The following is a 9,656-nucleotide window of genomic DNA, read 5'->3' as shown; positions in this document are numbered from 1 at the left end:
ATTGCGACCGACGGCACGCGCACGACGCTGACCTATGATCCGTCCTCGGGCAATCTCACCCAGTCGGTGTTGCAGGCAGCAAGCGGGGTGGTCACCACCAAGACCTATACCGCCGGCGTGTTGACGCGGACGGTTGTGGCGAATACCGACGCTTCTGTCGATTATTACTATTACAACATCACCGGCCAGACCTACACCTCGCAGCATCTGACGGTGAACTCAGCGGGCGTCACCGTGCTCACCGAGCGCTTCCACTCGGACGGCACCCGGGACTATGTACAGACGGTGGCCGCCAACGGCACCAAGGACACGATCAACTACAACAGCGCTGGCCAGAAGACCACGGACACCATCGTTACAGTGGACGGCTCGCGCACCACGCTGACCTATGATCCGTCCTCGGGCAATCTCACCCAGTCGGTGGCCCAGGATACAAGCGGTACGGTGACCAAGACCTACACCAACGGCGTGCTGATGAAGACGGTCGAGCAGCACTCGGACGGTACGATCGACTATTATAATTACAACATCACCGGCCAGACCTACACGAGCCAGCACCAGAAGACGACGAGCAGCGGGAGCATTCTGGAGATCGACCGCTACCATGCCGACGGCACGTTTGATTATGTCGAGATCCGCCATACGGACGGTTCGAAGGATGTTTCGAACTATACCAGCACCGGTGCAATCCTGAACCATTCGCTTATCCAGGCGAACGGCTCCAGGGTGGTCGACAACTATCTGCAGGATGGAACCAAAGATATTCGCCACGATACCTACGACACGGCGTTGAACCTCCTGATCCGCGATTACGAGCACATTGATGGAACCCATACGATCTATTCCTACGGGAACAATCAGGTGCTTGATGGTGGGGTGCAGAACGACACCTTCTATTTCCGCAATACCACCGGAGGTACCCTGCATTATGATGGTGGCAACGATACGGTGCTGAATTTCGACACCAGCGGCGGGCACATCGTCATCGACAGCAAGCTGGCCCACAGTACCAGCGACCTGGTGATCACCCAGACCGGCAGCGATGTCACCATAACCATCGATGCGAACGATACGATCGTGCTGAAGGCGACCACAGTCGCCAACGTGCATCTCGACGCATTCAGCTTCGTGTGATGCTCGTTTGCGGCTCCGCCGATCAGGAGGGGTCCCCAAATGGTCCCGCGCCGCCCGCGGCGCGGGACGTCCGGCCCGTCACGGTGCTTGACTGACCTCGATTGTCACGTTCGCGGCGTCGAGGTCGACGATGACCGGTTCAGGGCCGAGCGCGATGGTGTTGGATGCCGGAGCGGGCCCGGCATTGCAGAGGGCTTTGGTCCGCGTCGGCTCGCGGTTCGGGAGCCGCAGGGTGCCCTTGGCTTCTGCCCGGGTGGTCCAGCCGACAAGGCGTATGCCCTGAGGCGTGGTGGCCTGCAGGATGAAGACATCCCGGAATGGCCGTTCCAGCCGAAAGGTGGTCGAAGCCTTGATCAGCTTGATGGCTTCCCGGACCGCACAGGCCGCAGGCTTCGGATTGTAGTTGTAGTCATAGAGGCCAAAATTTTCCTCGAGCTCGTCGAGGGAGCGGCCCTGGTCCTTGAGCTGGTAAATCCAGGCTCCCTTCATCCAGGGTGTGGCGGCAGACCACAACAGCACCTGCGCGATGTTGTCGGCAGCCGCTGTCTGCGTGATCACGCAGGGGCGGCGCGCTGTGGGCCAACCGAACTCGGTGAGATAGATCGGAACGTCGGCGCCGGTCTGCGCCCGAAGTCGGCTCTGAAGGTCGCCGAGCCGGTCGATAATGTCGGTGGCATTGCGCGTGCGCACGTCCGGCTCGCAGTGATTGTAAAGATGAACGGAGAGGCCGGACGCATTCTTGATCGCGCCATCGCGTACGATGGCCTGGGTCCATTGCCAGCCGGGGTCCGAACCGACCGCGCCCGACAGGAGGGTGGTTGTGGGCTCAGTGGTGCGCAGCGCTGCAATGGTGGTGCGGGCGAGCGCTGAATAATGCGCCGCGGCACGCGGATCTGAATCCACGCCGGCTCCCACCAGCCACGGCGGGCGCTGGCCGCCGGTCAGGTTCCATTCGTTCCAGATCTCGAACATGGGATTGGAAGACCGGGTCGCCGCGGCGGCGCGCACCGCGAAATCGGCGTATGCGGTGCGGCCGGCCTCGTTCATGGGCTTCACGCCGCCGTCCACCGCCGGATTGGAGTGGGAGAGGATCAGGAGCGGCTTGGCCTTGGTGAGCTTCATGAAGTCGAAAAGCCGCGTCGGCCTCAGGACTCCGGGCGGCGTGCCGGGCGCGTCGAACACCGGCCAGGCCAGGTCATCGCGAAACGAATCGAACCCGATCTCGTCCACCAGTTCGGCGGTCTTCGTGGGAATGTAATTGTATTCGCCGCCGATGCCGAAATGGACACAGATCCCGGTGATGAAGGGATCGGGGCGCTGTGAGAGCGGGCCATTGGCAAATTTCAGCGTCTTGATATCGGCGCCGGCGGCAGGAGCGGTGAGGCCGGCCACGGTGAGGCCGGCGGCCAGAAGCGCGATCTGAACGCCCGAACGCAAGCTTTTGCCCATCATCCGTATCTCCCCGCTAGGCTGCGCCCCGTTGTGCCCACCCCCGGCGGCCGGTCGGGGGATGGGCACAGCAAGGCAACCAGAGGCCGGCGTTGGCGCGGCGGAGGCGGCGGTAGGGCCGTCTCTGGCAAATACGGGAGCGCTCCGGGATCAATAATGTTCCTGGTACCACTCCGCGAACCGGCGCACGCCCACCTCGATTTCAATCTGCGGCTTGAAGCCCGTCAGGGCCACCAGCAAGTCGGGGGCGGCGAATGTGCGCGGCACGTCGCCCTGCTGCATGGGCAGCATCTTGCGCACTGCCGGCTTGCCCATGCTCTCCTCGATGGTCTCGACAAAGCGCATCAGCGCCACCGGCTGGCCGCCGCCGATATTGACGATGCGGAAGGGCGCGTGGTGCGACAGCGTATCGATGACGCCTTCGGCGGTGACCCGGTTGGCTTCGTCCGGCGGGACGCCGATCAGCCGCACGATGCCTTCAATGAGGTCGTCGATATAGGTGAAATCCCGGCTCATCTTGCCTTCGCCGTAGATTTCGATGGGCCGGTCGTTGCGGATCGCGTCCACGAACTTGAACAGCGCCATGTCCGGCCGGCCCCACGGCCCGTAGACCGTGAAGAAGCGGAAAGCCGTGGTGGGGATCTTGTGGAGGTGGGAATAGCTGTGCGCCATCACCTCCATGGATTTCTTGGTGGCCGCATAGATGGTCATCGGCTCGTCGGCCTTGTCGCTCTCGGCGAACGGGACCTTTTCGTTCGAGCCGTAGACGGACGAGGTAGATGCGAGCAGCAGGTGCTTGGGCTTGAAGCGCGACGCCAGATCGATGACGTTGAACGATCCCACCAGGTTGGAATCGATATAGGAGCGGGGATTCTCCAGGCTGTAGCGGACCCCGGCCTGGGCCGCGAGATGCACGATCACGTCCGGCTCGGCAAGCTCGGCCGCCTTCTCCAGCGCATCCTTGTCCTCAAGCGCCGCAATCACCGCCTTGAAGCCGTTGGAGCGGGCGAGTATGGCGTGCCGCTTTTCTTTCAATGCAACGTCGTAATACTTGGTCATGCCATCGTAACCGACGACAAAATGGCCCTCGTCGAGCAGCCGCTTCGCCAAGTGAAATCCGATGAAGCCTGCAGTGCCAGTAATAAGATACCGCATCCGATTCCCTCACTGCGGGGCGGATTGGCTTCATTCAGCCCCCGATGGCCCGCCTCGGCTTCACGCTTACCGCACTGCACACAGCCATGTCTACCACGGAGAACGATGGGACGACGGGACCGTTGCAACCGCGTGGAAGCGGGTCCGGAACTGCCGGTTGAACCGGCCCCAACGTGAGGGGGCGTCAAGCGGATACGGGATGCCGCCAGGACGATATCGAACCATTTTTCTGCTGAAGATGCGCCATGCGCCGAGCGCTTCCAGCCGATGGTGCGCTGCGCAAGAGCGCAGCGCCGCCTCGAAGTCATGCTGCACTGCGATCCGTTTCATGCTATCGCAGAGGCCACTCTCGAACACGCTCGCCAGCTCCCCCTTGGGTCCGTTCGCCTGCATGTCCCGCGCGCATCTTTCGCAGGAAAGGAAGGGTATGACCGTTTCGGAAACGCCCCTGCAGAAAATCAAAGCTGATCTTCGCCACTATGCGTCTTCCGAGCGCAGGGGCGTGTCTACTGCCTTTGTCTTCCGCATGTTCCTGCTGACGCCTGGGTTTCAGTTCGTGTTCGCGAACCGGCTGCAGGAGATCGTCGTCCGCATCCCGCTCATCGGGCGTTTGCTGCGTCGGATCATCTGGTGGGCGACCTGCCTGATCTTCAGCTCGGAGATCGCGCTCGCGGCCAAGGTCGGGGGCGGCCTCTACGTGCCCCACCCCTATGGCATCGTCGTTGGCGCGGCCACCATCGGCCGGAACCTGCGCCTGCTGCAGAACGTGACCATCGGTCGCAAGAGTTCGGTCGACCCGCGCGATCCGGTGATCGAGGACGATGTCCAGATCTCCGCGGGCGCTGTGCTGCTCGGCCCCATCACCATCGGCGAGGGGGCTGTCGTCGGCGCCAATTCCGTCGTGCTGAAGGACGTTCCGGCCGGAGCCCTGGCCATCGGCATTCCGGCGCGGATCATTCCGGCCGCCGTGCCCGAGGTTGTGGCTGGCGCCGACCCTCTCGTCGCCTCCGCCCTCTGACCGCGGGGCGGCTCGACCATGCGCATCGCCCTGTTCAACGCGCTCTATCCGACGCCGCTCCAGCCGAAGATCTTCGGTGGCGCGGAGGTGCTCGTGCGGCAGATCGCCGAACGTCTCGTGGCCCAGGGCGACGAGGTCACGGTGGTGCGCCTTTCGCTGGACGGGATCCGCCAGACCGAAGAGGCCAACGGCGTGCGCGTGGAATTCGTGCCGATCCGCAACCTCTTCACCCCGTTCGGGCCGCGGCATAACACGCTGGCCCATCTCGCCTGGCACGTCATCGACGACTGGTTCGTCGCACCGGGCGAGATCGCCGGCATTCTCGACGGCTTTCGACCGCAGGTCGTGCACTCCCACACCCTCAACGGCCTGAACGCCCACATCTGGCACCTGGCGCGGGACCGGGGCGTGCCCGTGGTCCACACCCTGCACGATTACTATCTCGTTTGTCCGCGCTGCTCGCGCTTCAAGGGCGAGGCCCCTTGCGCGGTGACTTGCGGCAGCTGTGCCGCCCTCACCGTTCGCCGCCGGCAGCGCGCCGGGCTCGTGAATGCGGTGGTGGGCGTGAGCCAACGGACGCTCGACATCCACCTTGACGCGGGGCTGTTCGCGGATGCCGCCCGCCACGTCATCCGCAACGTGCCCAATCCGGACATCACATTCGTGCCCATGGACCTGCCGGGGCGGCCGTTGCGGGTGGGATACCTGGGGCGCTTCTCGCCGGAAAAGGGCGTGCGCCTGCTGGTCGAGGCGGCGGGGCGCCTGCCGCCGGGGACGGTAAAGCTCGTGCTCGCCGGCAATGTCTCCCAGGAGGAGCGAGCGGCGCTCGCCGCGCTGGCGCCGCAGACCGAGCTGGATTTCGTCGGCTTCGTGGCGCCGAAGGATTTCTACGCCCAGGTGGACGTGGCCGCAGTGCCCTCGATCTGGGAAGAGCCGGGCGCCCTCGTCCTGCTGGACGCGCTGGCCGCCGGCCGTCCGGTGCTCGCGACGGCCTTCGGCGGTTTGCCGGAAATGTTCGCGGACGGCCTCACAGGATGGACCGTGCAGCCTGATGCCGAGAGCCTCGCCAGCACCATCGGCCGACTCGTGGACACGCCCGCCTTGGTGCTGGACGCCCACCGGCGCCTTGAAGCGCATCGCTCCCGGAACCTTGGCGACATGGTCGCCAGCTATTCGCAGATCTATCGCGATCTGGCGCGGCTTCCCGCCTGATCAGATCAGACGGCATCAGGTCAGGCGGGCTTCTGCTCGCGCACCTGCCGCATGTTCTTGCGGCATCGTCTGGCCGCAGACGGCGTCGATGCTCAGCGCGGCTTCAGGAACGACATGAGGAAGTTCTCTTCCTTCGGCGCGTTCGCGAGCTGGGCGACCACCACGATCTTCTTCACTTCGCCGCGCTTGAAGGCGGTGAGGAATTTCTCGTAGTCCTTGAAGGAAATGCAGCCGTTGGAATCCCCGCGCGGGCCGAGCATGTAGGTGTGGGCGAGGATGCCGGCGCGGCCATACATCTTGCCGGTGCCCACCGGATTGAGGCGCACCGCCTCGACCCCATGGAACAGGGATTCGCGCATGGTCAGCGAATAGGTGTTGGGCGGGGTGGCGCCAACCATCCGCTTGGCCACGTGGCGCGGATCATCCAGCAGCTCGCCGTAGCCCGAATGGGCTTCCAGCTTGTCGCCGTTGGGCATGTAAACAACCTTGCCCTTGATGTCGTAGATCGCATAGCCCGAGCCGGGCGTCGGCAGCGCCACCTCGTCATCGGAGGCGGGCGGTGTATCGGTGGCGGCGGGCGCGCTCGGAGCGGCAGGCGTGTCCACGAGTGGCGCCGACGGATCGGGCAGGGAGGCGTAGGCGAGGCGCTGCTCGCGCACCAGCGGGTTGCGCTGGGGCAACGGTGCGCCGCCCTGGTCGAGCTGCTGGAGGGCGCGGATGCCGTCGCCGGCCGCCATCTGCGGGATGCGGTTGGGCAGCGGGTTCGCCAGGGGCAGCGGGACGTTGCGGGCGAGCGGGGTGCCCATGTTCACGGGCGCTGAGGCGGAAGCCTGCTGCGCGACGTTTGCCGTGGCGAAGGGCGCGCCTTCAATGGACAGGCTGGTCAGGTAGATGCGGTCCGGCTCAAGCTCAAGGGCGCCGGAAGAGACGATCAGGGATACTTCGGTGACGGTGGCTCCGGCGGCGGCAAGCGAGAGCTCGCGTACCGGGCGTTCCACCACGCGCGGCTCGGAAACGCCGAATGCGAACGAGCCCTGGGTCACCCAGACGGCCCCGGCCGCCACCAGCAGACCGGCGAAAATCCCGGTGCCGATGCCGACAAGGGTCGCGTGCCTTGATCCGCTGCGCGGACGGCCCTCCGGACCCAGCGGGTCGAAGGTGGCATCCTCGTCCGATGTCCAGCTCTTATGCCTCATGGTCCCTGCTATCAGCGTTGCCGGACGTTTCCGGCGCTCGTTCCTCATCGGCAGGGTCCCACGGTGGTGCGACGAACGCGCTTGCATCGCACAAACCTCGCCCGGTGCGGAATGCTCCGCCCGAATCGCCGGCTTGTTGAATGCCCGGCCGGATGTGCCCGAACCGTGCGCCAGCCCCCCAAACCTGCCTAAACTCGGTAACTTTTCCCTTTACGACCCCCGTAACACCAGATCACGAAGGCGAGAACAAGGCCATCGGGGCCGGACTTTAGCAATCGAGGGCCAGCTTGGCGAGGGCATTGTATTCCGCTGCGTAATGTTGCGGTGCGCCATCACGGACCCGAGATTGAGCCCTCACCGGCGTGCATGGCCGGGGGTGCCGGTGCTCGTCCGGTGCGGGGCTCAGCCGAATTTCGCGGCGTACTCCTCGGGCTTGAAGCCCACTAGAAGGTCGCGTCCCGTCTCCAGCACCGGACGCTTGATCATGGATGGCTTCTCCAGCATCAGGCCGATGGCCTTGGCCTCGTCGATGCCCTCCTTGTCGGCGTCGGGCAGCTTGCGAAAGGTGGTGCCGGCGCGGTTGAGGAGCTTTTCCCAACCCACCTTCTTCACCCAGCCTTCCAGCGTCTTCCGCTCGATGCCGGCGGTCTTGTAGTCGTGGAAGGCGTGGTCGACGCCGTGCGACTCAAGCCAGCCCCGAGCCTTCTTCATGGTCTCGCAGGCCTTGATTCCATAGATCGTCGTCGCCATCGCAATGCCCCGTATTGAAAGCGCGGACTTTACCTGAGCCGGACGCGCGACGGTATCGTATGCGTCAAATCCGGTGCGAAGCTTGCGGGCGATGTAAAGTCGCGGCAACAGCGGCAAAAGCCGAGGGAGGGGAGGTTGATCGCCATCATTTTCGAGGTCTGGCCGGCCGAGGGCCAGAGGGAAACCTATCTCGACCTGGCGGCCCGGTTGCGCATGGAGCTGGAGCAGATGGACGGCTTCATCTCCGTGGAGCGCTTCGAGAGCATCACCGAGCCTGGCAAGATGCTTTCCCTGTCGATCTGGCGGGACGAGGAGGCGGTGAAGGCCTGGCGCAACCTGCCCATCCATCGCAAGACGCAGGCGGCCGGGCGCGCCGGCATCTTCCGGGATTACCGCCTGCGCGTGGCCGCCGTGCTGCGCGACTATGGCCTCGATGCCCGCGATGAGGCGCCCGAGGACAGCCGCGCCGCGTTCCGTCCCCGGATGGAGCCCGACTCGGCCTTCTGAGGGACGGTGGCGGACGGGTGAGCGCCCTACCGCAGTTCTGGTGGCCAGGCGAGGCCGGAGCGGCCTTCGCCCTCGTCGGGCGCCGCGGCGGCACGGGCCACCTCGTCGCTGAGGCCGATCTCGCGCAGCACCTCGGCGGTGCGGTCGGAGAGATCCAGCGGGCGCGCCTCGGCCGGGGTGCGGGAGAGGCGCGGCACGGCGGGCACGCGATGGGGGCCGCATCCGGGGTGGCGCGCGGCGACATGGGGATCGCTCCAGACCTCGTCGGGCGCGAGCACCGGGGCGACGCAGGCGTCCGTGCCTGCGAACAGGGCGGTCCAATGGTCGCGCGGCGCGCTGGCGAAGGTCTCCGCCAGCTGGCGCTCGATCCCCGGCCACAGGTCGCGACGCATGTGGTCCGGAGCCTCGCCCAGATCGAGGGTGCGCCACAGGCTCTCGAAGAAGCCGCGCTCCAGCGCCCCCACGGCCATGAAGCCGCCGTCGGCGCAGGCATAGGTGCGGTAGAACGGCGCCCCGCCGCCCAGCAGCCCGTCGCCGCGCTCCGGCCAGTGGGGCGTCTTCCACAGGGGTAGGTGCATGGCCATGAGGGAGAGGGCGCCGTCCATCATGGCGGCATCGATGAACTGGCCGCGCCCCGAGGCCCTGGCCTCGATCACCGCCGCGAGGATGCCGATGGCGGCGATCAGGCTGCCGCCGGCGAAATCCGCCACCAGGTTCAGCGGCGCCTCCGGCGGCGCTCCATTGGGGCCGAGGCCGCCGAGCACGCCGGACAAGGCGAGATAGGTGATGTCGTGGCCGGCCTCCCTGGCCCGCGGGCCATCCTGGCCGAAACCGGTGAGGGCGCAATAGACGAGGCGGGGATTGAGCGCCGACAGCTCCGCATATCCCGCGCCGATGCGCTCGGCCACGCCGGGGCGGAAGCCCTCCACCAGCACGTCCGCCGTTTTCACCAGCGCGTGGAGCGCGGCGCGGCCTTCCGGGGCCTTGAGGTTGAGGGCCACGTGGCGCTTGCCGCGGGAGAATTCCGCGATGGCGACCCCGGCGCGCCCGCCGCCCACCACGATCACCTCGGCGCCGAGGTCCGCCAGCAGCATGGTGCAATAGGGGCCCGGCGCGAGCCGGGACAGGTCGATGACGCGCACGCCTGCGAGCGGACCGCGCGGGGCGGGGGTAGGGGAGGGCGGCGTATCAGGCATGGCGTTTCCCTTTTTCCCGGACCTGCGGGGAGCGTTCTC

8 protein-coding genes and 1 pseudogene are annotated in these 9,656 nt (G+C 65.9%); 4 read left to right on the top strand and 5 right to left on the bottom strand.

Features of this window, described 5'->3' with window-relative positions; translation table 11 throughout:
* Positions 1-1,134: pseudogene (locus tag V5F66_RS14435) on the top strand (hypothetical protein); the annotation flags it as partial.
* Between the two features lie 78 nt (positions 1,135-1,212).
* On the opposite strand, the gene V5F66_RS14430 reads toward V5F66_RS14435, so the two are convergent.
* On the bottom strand, positions 1,213-2,586 hold the full coding sequence (locus V5F66_RS14430; protein ID WP_394094099.1) for a cellulase family glycosylhydrolase: 1,374 nt from the start codon (positions 2,584-2,586) through the stop codon (positions 1,213-1,215).
* 147 nt (positions 2,587-2,733) lie between these two features.
* The gene (locus tag V5F66_RS14425) at positions 2,734-3,738 is read right to left on the bottom strand and encodes an NAD-dependent epimerase (protein ID WP_012115544.1); all 1,005 of its coding nucleotides are present in this window, start codon (positions 3,736-3,738) and stop codon (positions 2,734-2,736) included.
* A 427-nt stretch (positions 3,739-4,165) separates the two neighbouring features.
* Between V5F66_RS14425 and epsC the strand changes: the two genes are divergently transcribed.
* Together epsC and V5F66_RS14415 are read left to right on the top strand one after the other, a co-directional pair.
* Positions 4,166-4,756 (top strand): serine O-acetyltransferase EpsC, encoded by a 591-nt coding sequence (epsC, locus tag V5F66_RS14420; RefSeq protein ID WP_198139121.1) that lies wholly within the window; start codon positions 4,166-4,168, stop codon positions 4,754-4,756.
* Between the two features lie 18 nt (positions 4,757-4,774).
* Positions 4,775-5,968 carry a glycosyltransferase family 4 protein gene (locus V5F66_RS14415; RefSeq protein WP_012115546.1) on the top strand — a complete coding sequence of 398 codons (1,194 nt, stop codon included), beginning with the start codon at positions 4,775-4,777 and terminating at the stop codon, positions 5,966-5,968.
* Positions 5,969-6,060: 92 nt separating this feature from the next.
* Here the strand turns inward: V5F66_RS14415 and V5F66_RS14410 are convergent, their stop codons facing one another.
* Complete coding sequence (locus V5F66_RS14410) at positions 6,061-7,164, bottom strand: DUF2778 domain-containing protein (protein WP_049775989.1); 1,104 nt, start codon at positions 7,162-7,164, stop codon at positions 6,061-6,063.
* Positions 7,165-7,566: 402 nt separating this feature from the next.
* Entirely contained in the window at positions 7,567-7,914 is a 348-nt protein-coding gene (locus V5F66_RS14405; protein ID WP_394003468.1) for an ArsC family reductase, read from the bottom strand.
* A gap of 135 nt (positions 7,915-8,049) precedes the next feature.
* Between V5F66_RS14405 and V5F66_RS14400 the strand changes: the two genes are divergently transcribed.
* The gene (locus V5F66_RS14400) at positions 8,050-8,421 is read left to right on the top strand and encodes an antibiotic biosynthesis monooxygenase family protein (protein ID WP_041575806.1); all 372 of its coding nucleotides are present in this window, start codon (positions 8,050-8,052) and stop codon (positions 8,419-8,421) included.
* Positions 8,422-8,447: 26 nt separating this feature from the next.
* Here V5F66_RS14400 and V5F66_RS14395 read toward each other — a convergent pair whose 3' ends face one another.
* On the bottom strand, positions 8,448-9,617 hold the full coding sequence (locus V5F66_RS14395) for a CaiB/BaiF CoA transferase family protein (protein WP_394094098.1): 1,170 nt from the start codon (positions 9,615-9,617) through the stop codon (positions 8,448-8,450).
* Between the last annotated feature and the right edge of the window lie 39 nt (positions 9,618-9,656).

Source organism: Xanthobacter versatilis (genome assembly GCF_043193975.1).
Classification (GTDB): Bacteria; Pseudomonadota; Alphaproteobacteria; order Rhizobiales; family Xanthobacteraceae; genus Xanthobacter; species Xanthobacter autotrophicus_E.
The sequence above is the reverse complement of the archived record's forward strand: the minus strand, read 5'-3'. Positions and strand labels throughout refer to the sequence as shown.

What these genes read in the sequence shown, in the direction of transcription:
- V5F66_RS14430 (WP_394094099.1), bottom strand. Translation starts at nt 2,586, where the DNA reads ATGATGGGCAAAAGCTTGCGTTCGGGCGTTCAGATCGCGCTTCTGGCC.
- V5F66_RS14405 (WP_394003468.1), bottom strand. Translation starts at nt 7,914, where the DNA reads ATGGCGACGACGATCTATGGAATCAAGGCCTGCGAGACCATGAAGAAG.
- V5F66_RS14410 (WP_049775989.1), bottom strand. Translation starts at nt 7,164, where the DNA reads ATGAGGCATAAGAGCTGGACATCGGACGAGGATGCCACCTTCGACCCG.
- V5F66_RS14395 (WP_394094098.1), bottom strand. Translation starts at nt 9,617, where the DNA reads ATGCCTGATACGCCGCCCTCCCCTACCCCCGCCCCGCGCGGTCCGCTC.
- V5F66_RS14415 (WP_012115546.1), top strand. Translation starts at nt 4,775, where the DNA reads ATGCGCATCGCCCTGTTCAACGCGCTCTATCCGACGCCGCTCCAGCCG.
- epsC (WP_198139121.1), top strand. Translation starts at nt 4,166, where the DNA reads ATGACCGTTTCGGAAACGCCCCTGCAGAAAATCAAAGCTGATCTTCGC.
- V5F66_RS14425 (WP_012115544.1), bottom strand. Translation starts at nt 3,738, where the DNA reads ATGCGGTATCTTATTACTGGCACTGCAGGCTTCATCGGATTTCACTTG.